Below are 19,976 nucleotides of genomic sequence, written 5' to 3' on the forward strand. Positions count from 1 at the left end.
TACTTAAAACAAACGACTAATGACAAGTGACTAATGACAACATAATAGAAGTGGGGCTATTGGAAGCAAAAATCATTTTGTATGGGATGAAAAGCGTGTGATTGAAGCAGAAGTTCATTTATCATTACATAACTTCCTGCGATCGCAGGCGGGTTTCCCAACGTGGCCCCATCATTTAACGATGGCACGGTTGGTTGCACGCGCTCTGCGCTTGGGACGTAGCGCCCTGATTCAAGTGGGGGCGGCTTGTGGGTATCAAGGACGATATCGTACAAGCTTTGTAGCATCAGCTTTGATGTGGTATGGCCCTGTGATGATCGTTGCTCCTGAATTTGTACAGCAACGTCTTGTAAAAGTGGAAATTCCTCGCTTACAGCAATGGCTGGGAGTCAATAAGTCGATTAGAACAGGTGATATCTGGCCAGATGCTGACTTTCAAGGACTGTTTTTGATTTCTCCTCAAGCTTGGTTAAAAGCACAACTAACATCCAAAGATAATTTTCCAGCGGGTATTCCTACAATTATTGATGGCGTAGATGATTTAGAAGCTTGGGTGCGCGAGCAACTTACGATCACTTGGGAAGCCCAAGATTGGGATCAATTAATACTTGCTTACCCACACATTGCTGAGGAAATTCGCTCTGTACGAGCAAAACTGACACACGAACTATTTCAGCATCCTGCAAATCCCTACGAATGTTATTTGATTTCTCAAACAGAAATAGAATTGTTGAAATATCTGTATTCAACTTTAGATATAGATACTCTCCCCGATACTTGGAAAAAGTTTTGGCAACAATTCCAGCACTCTTGTGCTTCCCTTACTCTTGTTTGGGCTACTATTAATCGTCGTCAAGGTTTGTTTTCTTTACACAGCGCTCCCATTGATATAGCAGAAATACTGACGCCGATGTGGCAACGCCAGCCTGTGGTATTAATTGGTAGTTCCTTAGAACCGGAAACCGAGGCTCCTATTTTTCGTCAACATCTTGGTTTAGGTGAGGAATTGACCTGTTTAAAGTTCTCGGATAGCCAAACCGAAGCGATTCAACTTTATATACCGTATCAGTTGCCCTTACCAAATACCCCAGAATTTCAAGCAGCATTTATTCACAAAGTGCGGACATTGGTTTGTTTGAGTGCGACATCACCAGGATTGACAGCGGTGTTGGTGGGAGATGTGCCATTAAAATCTCAAGTGGGAGCAATCTTAGCTTCGGAATTTGGTTCGCGAGTCCAAGTAGAAAAAACTTGTTTGGATGAAAATGGGATTTTAATTAGTGGTTGGGAATTTTGGCGAGAACATCAAAGAGTTTTACCTGCACCACAATTGCTTGTAATCGCGACTTTACCTTTACCATCCCTTGAACATCCATTGGTAGCGGGAAGAGTTGCTCATTATAAGCGATCGCATCAAGACTGGTTTCGTTTATACTTACTGCCAGCTGCTTTAAACGAATTACAAAGAGCGATCGCTCCAGCTAGAGAAAGTCAAGGTATTGTAGCTTTACTTGATAGTCGAGTTGTCAGCCGTACCTATGGCGCTCAAATATTAACTGCTCTCAGTCCCTTGGCACGTATTAACTATCTTGATCCCAGTTTATTTTCTCAATCGAGTGAGGACGACTCATAACCAACAATCAACAAAATCCACATCTGGGATTTAATATAGACAACAAGAATTTTGTTGAATTTTAGTCGTAGGTGAAGCAAATGGGTGAAGCAAAACGTCGTAAAGATGCACTGGGAGAAAAATACGGTCAACCTGAACAAGAACGGATAATGTCTTGGGTTCCGATCACAAAGTCACAAGCAGAACTTTTTGTAAAATGGACTACTCGTGGTGCTTGGATTGGTATTGGTGTTATGGTTGCAGCTTGGGTGACAATTCGTTTTATTGGGCCAGCTTTTGGCTGGTGGCAAGTCGTTTGAACCAAAAAGTTAAGCTATTTTTCAACTTAAAGACAGTTCGATTTTACGAACTGTCTTTATTTTTTTATACTAATATCTGCAATATATTCAGCGAATTCATTTAGATCCCAATACGGTTCGGATAAGACAAATCGATTGGCATTTAAATCCTGTAGAGACGCGATATATCGCGTCTCTACATATCTTAACCGAACCGTATTGATTTAGATCCTACCTTCCGCAGATGCGATCGCTGTTTGGTTAACGTGAGTTCGATGGATCTAATTCGCCCAATACACCCTTATACCCACGTCAAGCTAGTAACTACAGGCAATACACTTGCCTTTAGGTAGACGTTTACAACAAATTTAAGCTAAAGTTGTAATGAGTTTGTTTTAGGCTATGGTGTGACTGCACAATTGTCAAGAAACATAAAAATTCCTCTCGCCGATTCTGTGATTTCCGCAGCAATTACTAGTCACAACACAGTTTCAGGCTGGCTTGAAAAGTCAATAAGCGTTAGATATATAAATAACGATAAACATTGAAAAGAAAAAATTTAGCATAACAGTTAATAAGCATCAATATGCAAAAACCGACGATATCTACAAAACCTATTCGTTCCCTAGAAGATGCACTAGAGCAGTGTCAAGTGCAGGGTATGCGTGTTAGTCGCCAACGTCGCTTTATTCTTGAGTTACTTTGGCAAGCAAAAGAGCATCTTTCTGCTAGAGAAATTTATGATCGCCTCAATCAACAAGGTAAAGCGATCGGTCATACTTCTGTATATCAAAATTTAGAAGCCTTATCTTCTGGTGGCATCATTGAATGTATAGAACGCTGCGACGGACGTCTGTATGGCAATATCAGTGATTCCCACAGCCATGTTAACTGTTTGGACACAAACCAAATTATGGACGTTCATATCACATTACCAGAAGAGGTTATTCGCTTGGTTGAAGAACAGACAGGGGTAAAAGTTACAGATTATAGTATTAACTTTTACGGCTATCGTAATTCATGAGCGATCGCACTATTAGTTCAAATTTATAGCTTTAAGGCTTAATGCTGTAACCGTAAGCCTTAATGTTGTAACCGTAAGGCTTAATGCTGTAACTGTAAGCCTTAATGTTGTAACTGTAAGCCTTAATGTTGTAACTGTAAGCCTTAATGTTGTAACTGTAAGCCTTAATGTTGTAACATTGATGACCAAAGTTTGTTGGTGAGCCTGCGATTGAAATCGCAGTCTCATAGTTCTAGTCTGCTTAAGCAGACTACTTGATTTTATCAATGTGCTATTAGCTAAGGATTTAAACCCTTAACTTGTCTCCCGTGTCCCCAATCAAGCCCTATATTGCGCTTCGTCAAGGGAGGGGGATAAAGCCCACTGCAATGAGGCTGTGGGAATGGTTACGTGCTATTGGGTAATGACTCCACAATCATTTACAAACATCCTCTAAGACCGTAATATGTTGATGGCAAATTTTAATGATAAATTTTTTACTTTTAAATTGAGTCTTTACCAATGATCAGAATGACCATGTTTACTTGGTAATTGATCTACAATCAATCTACTAAAAGGTATAAATAGTGGTTTGTTTGATTAATTTTGATAAGTTTGTAGTCAGGACTTTAGTCCTTATCTAAGCACTCAAGTGCTTACTACGAACTCCTCTTTTTTTAGTGTAGTGTGAGAAGTGTTTCATGCAAATTCAAGACAGAGTGACCGCATCAAAAGTACCAGATGCGATCGCTACTAGCCAGAAGTATTTACTTTCGATTCAAAAGCCTCAAGGTTATTGGTGGGCTGAGTTAGAGTCTAACGTCACCATTACTGCGGAGGTTGTTCTCCTTCATAAAATTTGGGGAACAGATAAATCTCGACCCCTGCACAAAGTAGAAGCATATCTGCGTTCTCAACAACGAGAACATGGTGGCTGGGAGCTTTTTTTTGGTGATGGCGGAGAACTAAGTACATCGGTAGAAGCTTACATGGCGTTGAGGCTGTTGGGTGTAGCTCCAACTGATCCAGCCATGATCAAGGCCAGAAGATTTATTGTAGAGCGAGGCGGCATTAGTCGGACTCGCATTTTTACAAAGTTACACCTAGCACTGATTGGTTGCTATAGTTGGCAGGGTGTTCCTTCGTTACCACCCTGGGTAATGTTGCTGAGTGAGAATTTTTTCTTCAACATCTACGAAATGTCCAGTTGGGCAAGATCAAGCACTGTACCATTGCTGATTGTGTGCGATCGCAAACCAGTTTTTCGAGTTGATCCAGCTTTCAACCTAAATGAGTTATATGCAGAAGGCATAGAAAAAGTCAAGTATGAATTACCCCGTAATGGTAACTGGGGAGATATATTTCTTACCCTTGACTCTGGTTTCAAACTAGCTGAAAACTTGAATTTAGTTCCTTTTCGTACAGAAGGTATCAAAGCTGCCGAAAAATGGATACTAGAGCGCCAAGAAGCTACAGGTGACTGGGGCGGGATTATTCCTGCTATGCTCAATTCGCTGCTAGCTTTGCGCTGTTTGGATTACAACCCAGCTGACCCAATTGTGGAGCGAGGATTACAAGCTGTCGATAACTTTGCCATTGAAACAGCAGACACCTACCAAGTACAGCCTTGTGTTTCCCCTGTTTGGGATACAGCTTGGGCAATTAGAGCGCTTGTTGATTCTGGTTTATCACCCAATCATCCTGCTGTCGTACAAGCGGCCGAATGGTTGTTAAGTAAGCAAATTCTAGACTACGGTGATTGGGCTGTAAAAAATCGCCAAGGTAAACCAGGTGGATGGGCATTTGAATTTGACAATCGCTTTTACCCTGATGTAGATGATACAGCTGTTGTAGTCATGGCTCTAAATCAGGTCGAACTTCCCAACGAAAAACTCAAACATCAAGCCATGGTTCGGGCTGTAGATTGGGTGGCCTCGATGCAGTGTAAACCCGGTGGTTGGGCTGCTTTTGATCTAGATAATGATCAAGATTGGCTAAATCAAATTCCTTACGGTGACTTAAAAGCCATGATCGACCCCAACACAGCGGATGTCACCGCCAGAGTATTAGAAATGTTGGGTAGTTGTCAACTATCAATTGATACAGAGAACCAACAACGTGCCATTAAATATCTCTTAAATGAGCAAGAGTCTGAAGGTTGTTGGTTTGGTCGTTGGGGAGTTAATTATATTTACGGTACAAGCGGTGTCTTGGCTGCTTTATCTTTGGTTGCTCCTCAAACTCATCGCCACAATATAGAACAGGGTGCGACTTGGTTAGTTAGTTGTCAAAACTCAGATGGTGGTTGGGGTGAGACTTGTCGTAGTTACGATGATCCCAGTTTGAAGGGAAAAGGACGTAGTACTGCATCTCAGACAGCTTGGGCTTTAATTGGACTGATAGCAGCAGGTAGAGCAACTGGCAATTTTGCCAAACTAGCAATTGAACAGGGAATTGACTATTTACTTGTAACTCAACTGCCAAATGGTAGTTGGGATGAAGCCGATTTTACAGGTACTGGCTTCCCTAGTCATTTTTATCTCAAGTATCACCTCTATCAACAATATTTTCCTTTAATAGCTCTGGGTCAGTATCAACAATTATTTGCTTGACTTATTGGAAATAAAGCGTTTGGATGACAATTATTCGATTTAATGAAACAATTGTCTTCCAAATGCTACGCTATGGAAGCTTCTATGGCGTAGATGCCTGCTATTAATTTCAATCAAAACTTTTTTGTTTTAATGATGAACAAAAAATTACACAATTTTAACCAACTTTTCAAAATAAACAGTTGCAAATAAAGTTATTAAGTTGTTAGTGAAAAAGATTCAGTCAAATCATCAAAAATTTCAACCTTTTAGTATGGTCAAACACGATCACAGGTATGCGGAAATGGATTTAATGACAGAGGCTTTGGAGATTTTAAAACAAACGAGTCGGACATTTTATATTCCAATTAGCCGTTTGCCACGAGGATTACAAGAAGCAGTAGCATCAGCATATCTGTGTATGCGAGCCATTGATGAAATTGAAGATCATCCAGAACTTGATAACCAGACCAAAGCAGATATTTTACGGTCAATTAGCTTAACATTACAAGCAGGGGTTGATGGTTTTGCGATTGATGCTTTTTCTGGGGGATTTAGTTCTCACGAAAAATTATTAGCAGAGGTCAGTGTTAGAATTAGGGAATGGGCGCTACTAGCACCTGAAACTATTGCTCCACGAATTTGGGATGCAACTGGAGCGATGGCAGATAGGATGGCGTATTGGGCAGAAAGAAATTGGAAAATTCATACAGAGTCTGATTTAGACCGCTATACTTTTGGGGTTGCAGGTGCAGTTGGCTTGTTACTTTCTGATTTGTGGACTTGGTACGATGGGACACAGACTAATCGTACTTATGCTGTGGGATTTGGTAGAGGTCTACAAGCAGTTAACATTCTCCGTAACCATAAAGAAGATTTAGCCCGTGACGTTAATTTTTTCCCCAGCGGTTGGAGTGCAGAAAACATGCAAGTATACGCTCGTCGCAATCTAGTCTTAGCAGAAGCCTATACCAAAGCTCTTAGTGTTGGTCCAACTTTAGACTTTTGCCAAATTCCTCTCAGTTTAGCTTTTGGGACTCTCAATGCGATCGCTGATGGTAGAGAGAAACTCAGTCGTAGTGATGTAATGGCACTTCTTGAGCAGGTGAATAATCTCAGCAAATAGAAATGGTGATTCAATAAATTATGAATTATGAATTATGAAATTTTCAGGATTCATATTCATAATTTTTGTATAAAATTTCCCAGCATTTGGGTATTCACATCTAGCGAGAGGCTCACAAGATGTCATACAAATAGCTTTATTAATTAGTTTTACACGTCTTTAAAATTTGGCGATCGCTACCAGTGATTGAGTTTAATTGATAGTAATCTTGCAATTCCACCGAATGACCATAAATATCAGGTTCTTCGTCACTTCTTTGAGGTAAACCATTCCTATTCGCAATTTCAGATGGACTAATTTCTCCAACATAACCTCTAACAGTCATCGCCAATTCTCCAGAAGAATTAAGCGTTCCATTGAAACAACTATACTCAGAACTAGGCATATACAAAGCACCAATTATTTTATTCCGGCGCTTTTCAAATACTATATACCCTTGTCCTAACTGTCCTGGTTTGGGTGACTGTCCGTAAAGATAAACACCATCTTGTCTGGGAAAATTTGATTTTGAGGAAGCTTGTGTTGTTTTTGTGGACGCTTTAGCTGCGCTTTGTTGGAGATTTTTGGTCGTATCTACTACTGCTATTTTGTTGCTTAAGGATGTTGCTGTTTCTGAGTTAGGACGATTATTTCCTTGTAACCAAGTGTAAGTTTGTCCTGAATTTTTTAGTAATTGTGTAGATGCTGTTTTATTTTCTACATCAAGTTGATTTGGTGTAGAGGATGCTACAAGCGCTCTGCGTAAACGTATTTCTCTATCGCTAGGAGTTGATTTTAAAGAAACACTAGGCTTGCGCTGTAACCAATTATAAGTAGTTGTTTGATTACTAAATTCCTGACTTGTAGGTATATGTAATCTAGCGAGTTGGTTACTTAACACAGGTTTACTCCTCTCGCCAACAACACCAAGAATAAGCAGTAATCCAATTAAGGGGAGTCTATACTGACGGGGCGGAAGGAATTTTTTAATGTGTTCAAGCACCCTATTTCTCCTGTAATAAAAAATACTTTTTTGGGCTTGTTGTTCAAATTTAACTAAGTATTAAAGCGTCAAAACTCCGTCAAAGGGTTGATTTATATTGTCTGATAAAAACTCTGTTAACAAATAAATTTTTTCTTTAAATTTGAATTGATCTTTCATCCTAGACTACCATTTGTTGAGCTATAGCAGTTTCTCCCAATAGACTAATTCAATAGTATGATTGTCATAGAACATTAAAATACTTATAAATTTTGTAATTTTTCAAATAAAAGAAGCCTTGGCTGGAAAAACACCTCCATTTTGTACATCTATCTGCAAATACAAAATAAAATCTTTCGACTCCGGATTTTGACAGTTAACAGTTTTGAAATTTGTATGTTCACTGAAAACTGTTAACTGATAACTGATAACTGATAACTAAAAAAATCGCCCCCTGAGTTCAGGAGGCGCGTCGCCGATAGTGCTAAATTAATCATTTAGCTAGCAATGTACTCTTTAACATTGGCGCGGCGACGACGCAAATGAGCCAGAGCTTGATGTTCCAATTGACGGACGCGCTCACGACTGAGATTCAAGCGTTCACCGACTTTAGCCAAAGACATTTCGTTTCCATCTTCCAAGCCAAACCGTAAGGCTAATACTTCTCGCTGTTGGGGAGTCAGTTCTGCAAGCAAGTTATTCAAATCTTGGCGCAAGAATTCCTGAGTTGTGTAATACTCTGGTGACTGGCCTTCATCTTCGAGCATTTCTTGCAGTTCTGTATCTTGGTTATCGCCTACTTTTACATCCAAAGAGACTGGTTGGCGGGCCATGTTTAGATACTCGCGAATTTGAGCGGGTTCTAATTCCAGTTCTTGAGCAATTTCTGTAGGAGATGGCGATCGCCCTAATTTTTGAGCAAGTTCTCGCTGAACTTTTTTGATTTTGTTCAGCTTTTCGGTAATGTGGATGGGTAAGCGAATAGTCCGGCCTTGTTGGGCGATCGCACGAGTGATTGCTTGACGAATCCACCAGTAGGCATAGGTTGAGAATTTATAACCTCGTGTGGGGTCAAATTTCTCTACACCACGCTCTAATCCTAGTGTTCCTTCTTGAATCAAATCCAGAAACTCCATGTTACGTTTCTGGTATTTTTTGGCGATCGCAACAACCAAGCGTAAGTTCGCTTCGATCATCTTTTGCTTTGCGCGCTTACCTTGCTGTACGGTCTGCTTCACTTCCGATTCAGGTTTTTTCACGTGAGCAGCCCATTCTTCCAAGCTAGGTTCGCGGCGCAATTTCTTCACCAAAGCTTCTTTAGCATCCAGCAATGTCATCATTTGCTGTACCTGCTTCCCATAAACAATTTCTTGTTCGCGGGTGAGCAATGGCACACGACCAATTTCGCGCAAATAGGTTCGCACCATATCAGCTGTGAATTTGGCATTAGTGTTTTCTTGTTCAGCATTAACTGTGGGCATTGGTGCGTTTTCCTCTACTCCAAACACAAAAGAATACTTATACTTAATAGTTCTGGCTAATTAGAAAGGATTGTGCATATATCAGTAGACGTTAGGAGAGACTGGGAAGCTACTACAAAAGGTTGATTTTTAAGTTTTTAGAACCTGTCAAGACGATTAGTTCCTTAGATGTGTTCCCCTACTATCTCTAGATTTTCAGACCTCTACAAACACAAGTTCTCTATCTTCAAGAATTCTTCTTTTCTTTAAGTCGCCGACAATGACGATCACAATACGAAGTCAGTATGAGTTCTATTTATTTAATATTAGGACAAATTTACCTGAGAGTAAAGTGGTCTAGATAAAGCTCTTCATTATATTCTAAAAAAGTCTATTTGCCAAAAAAGTATCTAATAGTCGAAAATCCTTTGCAACACTTAACTACATATATAGTGACGCTAAAAACCTTGTTTGGTGTTGCCGTTAGTAGCCGGATAACCGAACTAAGTTAGTATGTATGATTGGGGGATGTTACGAAACATAAAATTTTGGCTATTCCACAGGACACAACCAAAGCTTTTTTACCAAACTCATAAGCATATATACTTAAAACTAATTAACAATTACCTTCAAGATTTTCCTTGGCAGTGTGTCTAACCTTCTATGAGCAACTCAATCCTCATTCAACTTCCGCGAGGAATAGCACCATCACACAAAAAGTTATAAAGACGTCATAGACGTTTATGTGGCTGAAGTAGTAATTTACTCAACTGTTCCCACTCTTGCGTTTAAACTTTTATTTCTTGACACAATTGCGGAGATTCCTACACTAAATCCTATTATAACGCATAGTGAAGTCAAAAAAATAAAAAAAGGGGTGAGGAACATAGCCTACACCCCAAAATATTTGGGATTTAACTTCGCAACTAATTTCAGCAATTGCGAATTCCCAATTTTAATTCCGAGCAGGAACAGCTGAACCTTGACCAAAAAATTTGGGAGGTTCAGCCAGAGTATAAACTTGGGTTTCTGTGGCGATCGCTTTTCTCAAATGCAGTGGCAAATGCAGCATACCTAAAAGCGCGACACCATCAAACATGCGGAATCCACCACTAGTTTTTGCTTGTAACAGCAGATCTACCTTCTCTGGATCAGGTTGAGTGTTGATCTCTAACTGTGAAGCTAGAATAAAACCCCAGGGTCTGCCATAAGTACAGGTATGGCTACTGTAGGACTTCACATTCGGAAAAACTGCATTCAGGGTTTTTACCAAGCGTGCATGGAGATTTAATTCCCCTGGTGACACTGGGCCTGCTTGGACTACAAAAAAACCATTTGGTGATAATACCCGACTGGCTTTTTCAAAGTATTCTTTGGTAAATAGTTGAAATGACGGCCCTGACTCAATTGGATCACTAAGATCAGAGATAATTACATCCCATTTTTCATCTGTGGTATCCAAAAAGTGAAGTGCATCCGCGATTACCACATGTAAACGCGGATCATCAAAGGCGTTTTGATGCATTTCGCTCAGGTGTTGCTTGCAAGCTTCCACCACTTCGCCATCAATGTCAATCATTACGACTTTATCTACTGTCTGCCATCGCAAGACTTCTCTTGCTGTAGCTCCTTCGCCACCACCAAGAATTAGTACCTTACGTGGTGCGCCATGAAAAATCATTCCAGGGTGAACCAACGGCTCATGGTATAAAAACTCATCACCAGTACAAGATTGCCACTTGCCATCCAGGACTAGAGCCTTACCGTAGGTTCCTGTTTCCACAATGTACATTTCTTGATATTCAGTTTTCTGGTAAGCAAGTACGGCCGTTACTCCATGAGCATAAATATCCCAAGGAGTAATGTACTCATTTACCCAAAAATCTGCACCGACTTCGCTACCTGGCATAAGATTATTCTCTCTACTTCCAATATCACGTATTCACCAGCAGAGTATGTTCCAACTCTTTAATTGTTGATTGAATACTTGGTGAAAACCTACCACGAGGAAGTGTCATGAGTACATGCTTAGTGGCTTGAAAAGCCTCTACAAGGTATTCGCAAGCTTTCTCCGGTTTTGTATGTTGACCACAGGTAAACACATCTACTGCTATGTAACCGTTTTCTGGCCAAGTATGAATCGATATGTGAGATTCGGCTAACAGTGCCAATGCAGTTACTCCGTAGGGTTCAAATTGATATGATATCTCTTTGAGTAGAGTAGACTTTGCTGTCTTAGCAGCTGCTTGTAAAGCCTCTCTTATGAACCCGATGTCATTAAGTAAACTGATTGGACAGCCGTAAAGTTCCAGAATACAGTGTCTGCCAACAGGAACCGAAGATAATTCCTCGGGGAGGTAAGATTGCTTTTCCAATTCTTTCCACCTTATACAACAACTAACGAGAAATTAGCCTCCAAGATTGATTTTGCTACTTCTTGGAATTTAAATTTGCTGCAAGACTAGAGATTCTTATGCTTTTATGCACAGACCTATGATTATTACATAAATGTAGAAATAAATGCAGAAATTTTTAAGATTACCACAGGGTAAGGGATTGGGGAGTGTGGGGAGTAATGTAGAGACGCGATTCATCGCGTCTGGAAGTGGGGGGAGTGGGGGAAGCAGGGAGCTCTTAGCAGGGAGCAGGGAGACAAAGGAGAATAACTAATGCCCAATCCCCAATGCCCGATGCAGTAAAGAGCATAAATTACAATTTAGATATAAATATAGCAGTAGAGAAATATACTCTCTGAAATTCTATGCTTTTAGAACTGCAACAAGTTATTGTCAAGCCAGGTCAACAAATGTTGCTCAAAGATATTAGTTGGCAGCAGTTAGAAAATATTTTAGAAGAATTAGGAGAAAAGCGTGCAGCACGAATTTCTTATAGTAACGGTTGGTTAGAAATTATGGTTCCTTTGCCTGAACATGAGAAAGATAAAGAAATTATAGGAGATTTGGTAAAGATTCTTTTGGAAGAATTACAAATTGATTTTGAATCTTTAGGTTCAACAACTCTTAAAAATCAACTCATGAAGCAAGCTGTGGAACCAGATGCTTGTTTTTATATTAAGAATTATGCTGCTGTGATTGGTAAAAAGCGCATAGATTTAAATATCATTCCCCCACCAGATTTGGGAATAGAAATTGATATTACTTTCCGTACTTACTTTGATAATTATGAAATTTTGGAAGTTCCTGAACTTTGGCGGTATACACACAATGGATTACAAATTAATCTACTACAAAAAGGAAAATATATAGAAGCTAATTTCAGTCCTAATTTTCCTGATATCCCCATTATTGAATTAGTTAATGAGTATGTTAAACAAACTCTAAGTGTTGGTAGAAGTCAAGCAATTAGAGCTTTGAAAATTTGGATTAAAAATAATTTATAAAATTTCCTACGGTGTAGCTGTCTGGCTAGATGTAGGTGTCGGTGTTTGTGTGGGTTCAGATATTGGTTCAGATGTCGGGGTGTCGCTTGGTGTTGGTGATGGTATGGGAGTAGGGTTTTCTACATTTAAAGTTAGTTGATATGAAAGTGGCTGGGAACTGCGTGACACAATTACAAACTCGTAAAATCCGCTTTCTGGAAGTTTACCTGACCACGATCGCTTTTGAGAATCTTCTAAAAACATATACTTCCCAGTGGGCGAATAAATTGACCACAAAATTTGCGAATGTGCTGCTAAATTCACTTCAATTAACTGATCTTGTTGCAAATCGGCGATGAAAACTTTACCTGCTGAACTTTTGAGATTACCGCTAACTGTTTTGCTAGTGGTGTTGAGATCAAAATTAATTTTTTGGAAAGCACTTCTGGCAAGAATGGCGTTGAGTTTATCAGCAACGAAAGCGTGCCAAACTTGTCCAACAGGCTGATCGATATAATTCTTGCTTTCCTGTTGTGGAAATTGCTGGAAGAATGCTGCATTTCCTAAATCATATAAAGCCCGACTCGATACATTTAGGTTATTCACTTCAACTTTCCAAAGATCGCGATCGCTTCCTCCGTAAGTACCCAATTTTTGTCTACTTTGTGAACTTAACAGTGTAAGCTTTTGCAATAATTGATCAGCAGTTTTATCCCATTGCGCCCGTAATTGTTCATCTGCTGGTTCATTGGTGAGACTGCGCCGTTGCAAACTTGGATTGTTCTCCCAAAATATTTGATTTACCAAACTCACATAAAAGTTTTCATCAATACCTAAACGCTGACGGCGATCGCGTAATCTTTGTTTGCGCGATCGTTCTGCTGGGGAATATTGAGCAAGGGGATTAAGGGGTTGCTTAGTGGGACTGAATGTTGGTGTTGGCTGTGGTTCTATATCATCAAAACGCGATAAAAGCAAGCTGTTTGCTCCCCAGACAGCGACGATCGCAGATGTTGTCAGTAATAAAAACACCAAGATGATTTTCTCTGGTGTCCACCAGATCTGAGGTGTGCTTGGAGTGTGGGAGGTGGGGGGAGTAGGGGAAGTAGGGGGAGATGGGGAAACGGCTAGAGTTGCTGCGGTGGATGGTTCTGGAACTCGGATGGGGGCGGGGGGTTGAGTTGGGGGATAATACGCTGGGGGTGGATTGAGAACTTGTAGGACTTGGTGGGCGCTTTGATAGCGTTGTTGTGGAATCGGAGAAAGCATTTTATCTAACGCTACTCCTAGTGTAGGGCTGAGGCTTATTTCTCGTCGCCACTTCCAAGCAAGGGTGTTGTCATCAATTAGTTCAGATGGTTGTTTCCCTGTCAACAATACTAATGCTGTTGCTGCTAAAGCATAGAGATCGCTGTGAGGTTCTACCAATCCCGTTTGCATTTGTTCTGGTGGTGCATAACCAAATTTCCCCAGTAAGGTAGCTGGTGGTGTTACAGCACCTGTATTTGGTTGGTAATATTGAGAGACGACTACAGCCGCGACTTGTTTAACACCGCCAAAATCTATTAAAATCGGTAGTTGGTCAATCCTGCGAAGCATTAAGTTATCGGGGGATATGTCGCGATGAATGACATTGAGAGAGTGGATATACCTTAATACTGGTAAGATTTGTAGCAAAATTTCAGTGACTTCTAATTCTGTGAAGCGTAAACCTTTTTGGAGACGCTCATCTAGTAACGAACTATAGGTTTGTCCTTCTACATAATCCTGCACTAAAAATAAGTACTCTTTGCCATTAAAATTACTGCGGAAGAGTTCGCGAAAACGGGGAATTTGCGGATGCTGTAACTTGTAGAGAACAGTCGCTTCTCTTTGAAATAACTCTTCTGCTTTTTTTAAAACATAAGCAGTTTGGACTTGGGGAGAAAATTCTTTTAAAACACAGAGTTCTCGAAAGCGGTTAATATCTTCAGCTAAATAAGTACGTCCAAACCCTCCTTGACCAAGTTGACGCACAATCAAATAGCGATCGCCCAAAGTTTGTCCCGGTTGGATACCCTGATTAATTGCAGCATCCAGCTTTTCGCCGCAATATAAACAAAAGCGACTACCAGACGGGTTTTCATGTCCTTTAGAGCAAAAAACGTTCATGGTCATCGGGGAAAGGGGATCGGGGATTGGGGAAAGGGGATTCTCCAGAGGAGACGCTTCGCGTAGACGCGTCAGCGGCTTCTCATAGAGTACGGGGATTGGGGATTGGGGAAAGGGTAAAAGGGAGATCAGGAGGACAAGGAGGACAAGGAAGAACTTTTGTTGTGTTTTCTCCCGCTCCCCGCTCCCCGCTCCCCGATCCCTAATTTGCAGATTCTAGTTTACTGACTTGATCGGCTGCGATCGCATACCATATCTGACCAAATGTATTCTGATCCAGTTTCGCATTACTACGGCGTTGTCCCGGAAATAATCGGTCAAATTTTCGATTTGTTTCTGTTTCGATTTGCTTGATTGTGTAATCTCCGAATTCTCCTGCTTGGGCTTGCTGTCGCCAAGTTTCTAAGTTTCTTCGGTTATAATTTCCCAGTTGACTACGGGCTTCGGTACTGAGTTTAGCTTGTTCTATTTTGTTTAATAAATCTTCTGCTGTGCTGTACCACTCTTTGCGTAATGCTTCATCTTGAGAGTCGGAGGAAAGAGAACGCCCTTTTAATTCTGGATTATTAGTATAAAAAATTTCATTTACTATCTGATTAAAAAATCCTTCTGGTACTTGTAGCTGGGCGCGACGATCTAAGATTTGACTGATGCGGGTTCCTTCTTTGTTGTTAGGATTACTCACTGGTTTAGTAGGAGAATCGGAACCATCAGGAAATTTGGGGAGGGTAATTGTAGGAATGGTAATTGATGATACGCCTTGAATTACAGCATTGACTAGCGCCCAAGAACCGACAAAAGTCAAAGCAACTACGGTGGTTCCAACCATACTCATTGCGAAAGGACGTAACCACACAGGTAAAGGTAACTTTTGGGCGATAACCTGGGTTTGGTTGTGGAATCTTGTCGCCAGAGCTTTGACACTCTTTCGCCCTGGTGCAACTACCATTGTCTTGAGTTTTGTGACGTGGGGATTGACAGCTTTGATAGGAGTGGGTGATTTTAAATCTTTGAGGACTTGATTGGCATTTTGGTAGCGATCGCTTGGTTTATAAGCCAGCATTTTTTTTAACACGGCTTCTAGGTTAGGATTTACTTTGATTTCCTTTCCCCAGTCCCAATTACCCTGATAGCTATCGTAAAGTTTTTGTGGTTCTTTTGCTGTTAGTAACACCAGCGCCGTTACTGCTAATGAATACAAATCGCTGTTAGGAAAAGCTTTTCCTTGTCGTAGCTGTTCCTCTGGTGCGTACCCTTTTTTACCCAAAATAGTGCGGATTCCACCCATTTGAGTAAACCAAAAACCTTGAGAAGCTGGTAATTGTTTCACACCGCCAAAATCAATTAATACTGGCAATTTATCAGCATGTCGCCAAATCAAATTATCGGGAGAAATATCACGGTGAATTACATTTTGGGAGTGGATATAAGACAACACAGGTAACATTTGTTGTAGGAGAGTAATTACTTCCTCTTCGCTAAAACTCTGGCTTTTATTCAGACGTTCTTCTAGCAAGTCTAGGTAATTTTCACCCTCTACATAGTCTTGCACCAAAAAGAAAAAATCATGATTGCCTATTTTGGCTTGCAATGAAGCGTGAAAACGTGGAATCTGGGGATGCTGGAGTTTTTTTAAGACACTAGCTTCTCGTTCAAATAATTCTTTCGCTTTTTTTAAATTCTGTTCTTCTTCTACTTGGGGAGCAAATTCTTTCAGCACACACCTTTGAGCAGATTTTTTCATATCTTCCGCCAAATAAGTGCGGCCAAAACCACCTTGCCCTAAGAGTTTAATAATTTTATAACGCTTGGCAATAATTTCTTCCTGATGAATAGGCAAAGGTTCACCACACTGAGTACAAAAACGATTACTCCCATTATTGGCGTGCTGCTTACTGCAATAGACTTGCATGGTGCTGAAAAAATGATAAAGGGTTTTATTATTAGCTACAACAAGGATAGCCGTGATTACGGAGGAGATTTGGGAAGAGGGACAAGGGAAAGGGGACAAGGAGAGTGGGGAGGGTGGGGAGAATTATTTAACAAGTCTCTTCCCAATCACAAATAACAAATGACAAATAACAAATGGCTAACCACTAACAACCAAGCAATTAACAAAATTAAAATTATGAATACTGAATCTCAACGACTACGGGCAATTGAAGCATATACAGAATTTTTACAAACTCCTTTAGATACACTAATACAACAGCATGTCAACATTGAAGCCGAATCTACGGTTGTGTCATTATTTCATGATGTAGCTTCTAGTGTACCTGCATACAAAAATTTTTTGGCAGAACAGGCAATAAATCCTGAATCGATCCAAACTTTTACAGATTTCCAAACTTTGCCACTGATTACTAAAGAAAATTATTTGTTACGTCACCCACTAGCAAATTTGTGCCGTTATGGACAGCTACAAAACTGTGATATGATTGCCGTTTCTTCAGGTTCCACAGGAAAACCCACATTTTGGCCCCGTTTCTTCACAGATGAGTTGCAAATTGCAACTCGCTTTGAACAGATATTCCACGACAGTTTTGCTGCTGACACTAGAAGTACTCTCGCTGTGATTTGTTTCACTTTGGGGACTTGGGTAGGTGGAATGTACACTACCAATTGTTGTCGCTATCTTGCTAGCAAAGGTTATCCAATTACCGTAATTACCCCAGGTAATAATAAAGAAGAAATCTTTCGCGTAGTACAGGAACTCGGTACTGCTTTTGATCAGGTTGTGCTGTTGGGATACCCACCTTTTCTGAAAGATGTAATTGATACTGGTATTAGCCGTGGAATTGAGTGGCAGCAGTATCATATAAAATTGGTAATGGCGGGAGAAGTATTTAGTGAGGAATGGCGTAGTTTAGTAGGTGAAAGGGCTGGTTTTCAACATCTGTGCTATGACTCTGCATCACTCTACGGCACAGCAGATGCAGGTGTATTGGGTAACGAAACACCTTTAAGTGTATGTATACGTCGTTTTTTAGCAGCAAATCCAGAAGCTGCGCGGACTTTGTTTGGAGAGTCGCGTTTACCTACTCTTGTACAATATGATCCAATTGCCCGCTTTTTTGAAGTCAAAGATGGCGCATTACTCTTTTCTGGAGACAACGGTATTCCGTTAATGCGTTACAACATCTTAGATGCTGGCGGGGTAATTACTTACGATGCCATGCTTAAGTTTTTGGCTGGGTATGGTTTCGACCCCATAACTGAATTACAATCTCACGGTGGTAGAGGTGTGCGTCCTTTACCTTTTGTTTACATTTTCGGACGCTCTAATTTTACAGTGTCCTACTTTGGTGCAAATATTTACCCAGAAAATGTCACGGTGGGATTAGAACAGCCAGAAATTAAAGATTGGGTGACAGGCAAATTTGTGATGCAAGTAAAAGAAGATGGAGATAAAAATCGGTATTTATCTGTAGTTGTAGAATTAGCGCCAGGGGAAGAAGCGAGCGATACAAGAACGCAAGTTATTGCAGCTTCTGTTCTCACCCAGTTATTGCGCCTCAACAGTGAATTTGCTAACTATGTTCCAAAAGAATACCAAACGCCACAAATTATACTAACCAGCACAGGCGATCCAGAGTATTTCCCTGTGGGAGTGAAGCATAGGTATACACGCAAGTAGTTATTGGACATGGGGCATTGGGCATTGGGCATTGGGCATCGAGCATTGGGCATTGGGCATCGAGCATTGGGCATCGGGCATTGGTTATTCTCCTTTGTCTCCCTGCTAAGAGCTCCCTGCTTCCAGACGCGATGAATCGTGTCTCTACATTACTTCCCACACTTCGTCCACAGCCTACACTCCCTACACTTGCCATTTTCCTTGTCTTCCTTCTCCCGCTTCATAACTTATCTGCGGACTCGTTCTACATGCCTCCGATAAATATACCAAGGTCCTGTATCAGCATTCTGCTGACCACCACATGTAATTGGGTTTTGGAAGGTCACTTCCCAGTAGGCACCAGGATACTCTATATTACCGAAGAATTTTGAGTTAAAATCATTTTCTCTAACTGGTTGCATACTTGTGGGAGGGCGAATAGATGAGACGAGAAATTCTCGACTTCGCCCAACATAACACCTTTCGCTATCTAAGTAGATGTCAGGTGCTTGTCGATACCAGCTAACTTCCCTTTTAAAATACGTACCTTTAGGTGCAGTAACCCTCAAATAAACTCTAGAATTAGTTTGAGAATAGGCAGTGTTGGAGATCAGCGCACTTGATATCCCCAATACTACACCCAAATACAAAAATACTCTTGGTAGATACAGCCTAGCGCTAATAATACTCATACTTGTAATTGATAGAATTACTGAGGTCAGATCGGCAATATAGTATAATTTTATACTGTAAATTTGTCTTTATCAGCCTTGCTCAACATTTAACCAGTTTAAGAACGCCGCACATTTAAACAACACCATTCTTTACGTTTCCACAAAGTAGCAACCACCCAACCATGTTTTTCTAAAGTATCAGCAACGGCTTTCGATTGTTCGACTAAAATACCACTGAAGATTCCCCAAGTACTGGGTTTGGCGATCGCACTCATTTGAGGAACCAGTTCGATGATTACTTCTGCTAGTATGTTGCATACTATACCGCCAACTGGCGCAGTGATGAGTTTTTCGACAGCATCTACACTACCTTGTGCCACAACCAAACCTTCGGAATCAATGCCGTTCATTAACAGATTTTCTTGAGTTGATTGCACTGCTAAGGGGTCAGTATCTACGGCGTAGACTTGCTTGGCTCCTAGTAGTAATGCCCCGATAGAAAGGATACCAGAGCCACAGCCAATATCCGCAATTACCGTATTTTTTACTTGTTCTTTTTCTGCAAAAAAAGCAGCAGGGGCTTCGGAAAATCGCATTTCCAAGGATTCCAAACACAACTGAGTTGTAGCATGGTTCCCTGTACCAAAAGCCATACCAGGATCGAGGCGAATAATTAAGCGATCGCTGTTTTCAGGAACTGGATACCAAGCAGGATTAATCAAAAAGCGATCGCCTATTTCTTGCGGTAGCCAGTATTGTTTCCAGCTACTTGCCCAATCTTGTTCGTCAATTAACTGCCAACTTATAGTAGGTTCAGCAACTTCCATACACAAGGCGTCTTGGCGCAACCACAGTGATAATGCTGCTAAATCCAAAAGTTGTGCTTGAAAGACAGGTAAATAACCCCTAACCAAACTGCGATTTCCCTTTTTTTCGCTTGCTGTACCGCGACAGCCAAAATTCCCCAGTCGCCAAAAGACACTATCTTCCAGTTCTGGTTCACAAATAATTTGTAATTCCCACCAAGTGTTAGCCATACGATTTATTGGGGATTGGGGATTGGGGATCGGGGAGCGGGGAGCGGGGAGCGGGGAAAGGGGATTG

At 40.8% G+C, this 19,976-nt stretch carries 15 protein-coding genes; 7 read left to right on the top strand and 8 right to left on the bottom strand.

The features are described 5' to 3' along the window. Window positions 1–97: 97 nt before the first annotated feature. From B4U84_RS06240 to B4U84_RS06260, 5 genes are all read left to right on the top strand, one after another. Complete coding sequence (locus B4U84_RS06240; protein WP_207390903.1) at window positions 98–1,633, top strand: helicase C-terminal domain-containing protein; 1,536 nt, start codon at window positions 98–100, stop codon at window positions 1,631–1,633. A gap of 80 nt (window positions 1,634–1,713) precedes the next feature. Further along, on the top strand, window positions 1,714–1,932 hold the full coding sequence (locus B4U84_RS06245; protein ID WP_044450613.1) for a DUF2839 domain-containing protein: 219 nt from the start codon (window positions 1,714–1,716) through the stop codon (window positions 1,930–1,932). 565 nt (window positions 1,933–2,497) lie between these two features. Then, window positions 2,498–2,935, top strand: coding sequence for a Fur family transcriptional regulator (locus tag B4U84_RS06250; RefSeq protein WP_017309206.1), 438 nt, complete (start codon window positions 2,498–2,500; stop codon window positions 2,933–2,935). A gap of 680 nt (window positions 2,936–3,615) precedes the next feature. After that, complete coding sequence (shc, locus tag B4U84_RS06255) at window positions 3,616–5,526, top strand: squalene--hopene cyclase (protein WP_131116184.1); 1,911 nt, start codon at window positions 3,616–3,618, stop codon at window positions 5,524–5,526. Between the two features lie 283 nt (window positions 5,527–5,809). Next, window positions 5,810–6,631 carry a squalene/phytoene synthase family protein gene (locus B4U84_RS06260; RefSeq protein WP_026081759.1) on the top strand — a complete coding sequence of 274 codons (822 nt, stop codon included), beginning with the start codon at window positions 5,810–5,812 and terminating at the stop codon, window positions 6,629–6,631. 139 nt (window positions 6,632–6,770) lie between these two features. Here the strand turns inward: B4U84_RS06260 and B4U84_RS06265 are convergent, their stop codons facing one another. The 4 genes from B4U84_RS06265 to speD form a co-directional block, all read right to left on the bottom strand. Beyond that, a complete protein-coding gene (locus B4U84_RS06265) occupies window positions 6,771–7,613 on the bottom strand; it encodes a hypothetical protein (protein WP_044450616.1) in 843 nt (280 codons plus the stop codon). Window positions 7,614–8,089: 476 nt separating this feature from the next. Next, complete coding sequence (locus B4U84_RS06270; RefSeq protein ID WP_017309201.1) at window positions 8,090–9,073, bottom strand: RNA polymerase sigma factor, RpoD/SigA family; 984 nt, start codon at window positions 9,071–9,073, stop codon at window positions 8,090–8,092. A 934-nt stretch (window positions 9,074–10,007) separates the two neighbouring features. Continuing rightward, window positions 10,008–10,961 (bottom strand): fused MFS/spermidine synthase, encoded by a 954-nt coding sequence (locus B4U84_RS06275; protein ID WP_017309200.1) that lies wholly within the window; start codon window positions 10,959–10,961, stop codon window positions 10,008–10,010. 25 nt (window positions 10,962–10,986) lie between these two features. After that, on the bottom strand, window positions 10,987–11,427 hold the full coding sequence (speD, locus tag B4U84_RS06280; RefSeq protein ID WP_017309199.1) for an adenosylmethionine decarboxylase: 441 nt from the start codon (window positions 11,425–11,427) through the stop codon (window positions 10,987–10,989). Between the two features lie 386 nt (window positions 11,428–11,813). Here speD and B4U84_RS06285 point away from each other — a divergent pair, with 386 nt between their 5' ends. Then, entirely contained in the window at window positions 11,814–12,452 is a 639-nt protein-coding gene (locus B4U84_RS06285; protein WP_131116186.1) for a Uma2 family endonuclease, read from the top strand. A 6-nt stretch (window positions 12,453–12,458) separates the two neighbouring features. On the opposite strand, the gene B4U84_RS06290 is transcribed toward B4U84_RS06285, so the two are convergent. Together B4U84_RS06290 and B4U84_RS06300 are read right to left on the bottom strand one after the other, a co-directional pair. Beyond that, window positions 12,459–14,582: a serine/threonine-protein kinase gene (locus B4U84_RS06290; RefSeq protein WP_131116189.1), complete on the bottom strand. Its 2,124-nt coding sequence runs from the start codon at window positions 14,580–14,582 to the stop codon at window positions 12,459–12,461. A 202-nt stretch (window positions 14,583–14,784) separates the two neighbouring features. Beyond that, entirely contained in the window at window positions 14,785–16,494 is a 1,710-nt protein-coding gene (locus tag B4U84_RS06300; RefSeq protein ID WP_131116195.1) for a serine/threonine-protein kinase, read from the bottom strand. Between the two features lie 216 nt (window positions 16,495–16,710). Between B4U84_RS06300 and B4U84_RS06310 the strand changes: the two genes are divergently transcribed. Then, a complete protein-coding gene (locus B4U84_RS06310; protein WP_131118748.1) occupies window positions 16,711–18,219 on the top strand; it encodes a phenylacetate--CoA ligase family protein in 1,509 nt (502 codons plus the stop codon). Window positions 18,220–18,446: 227 nt separating this feature from the next. Here B4U84_RS06310 and B4U84_RS06315 read toward each other — a convergent pair whose 3' ends face one another. Both B4U84_RS06315 and prmA read right to left on the bottom strand, forming a co-directional pair. After that, on the bottom strand, window positions 18,447–18,890 hold the full coding sequence (locus B4U84_RS06315; protein ID WP_242677553.1) for a hypothetical protein: 444 nt from the start codon (window positions 18,888–18,890) through the stop codon (window positions 18,447–18,449). Window positions 18,891–18,988: 98 nt separating this feature from the next. Next, on the bottom strand, window positions 18,989–19,909 hold the full coding sequence (prmA, locus tag B4U84_RS06320) for a 50S ribosomal protein L11 methyltransferase (RefSeq protein ID WP_131116202.1): 921 nt from the start codon (window positions 19,907–19,909) through the stop codon (window positions 18,989–18,991). Window positions 19,910–19,976: the final 67 nt, after the last annotated feature.

The organism is Westiellopsis prolifica IICB1 (genome assembly GCF_004323185.1).
GTDB classification, from domain to species: Bacteria; Cyanobacteriota; Cyanobacteriia; order Cyanobacteriales; family Nostocaceae; genus Pelatocladus; species Pelatocladus prolificus_A.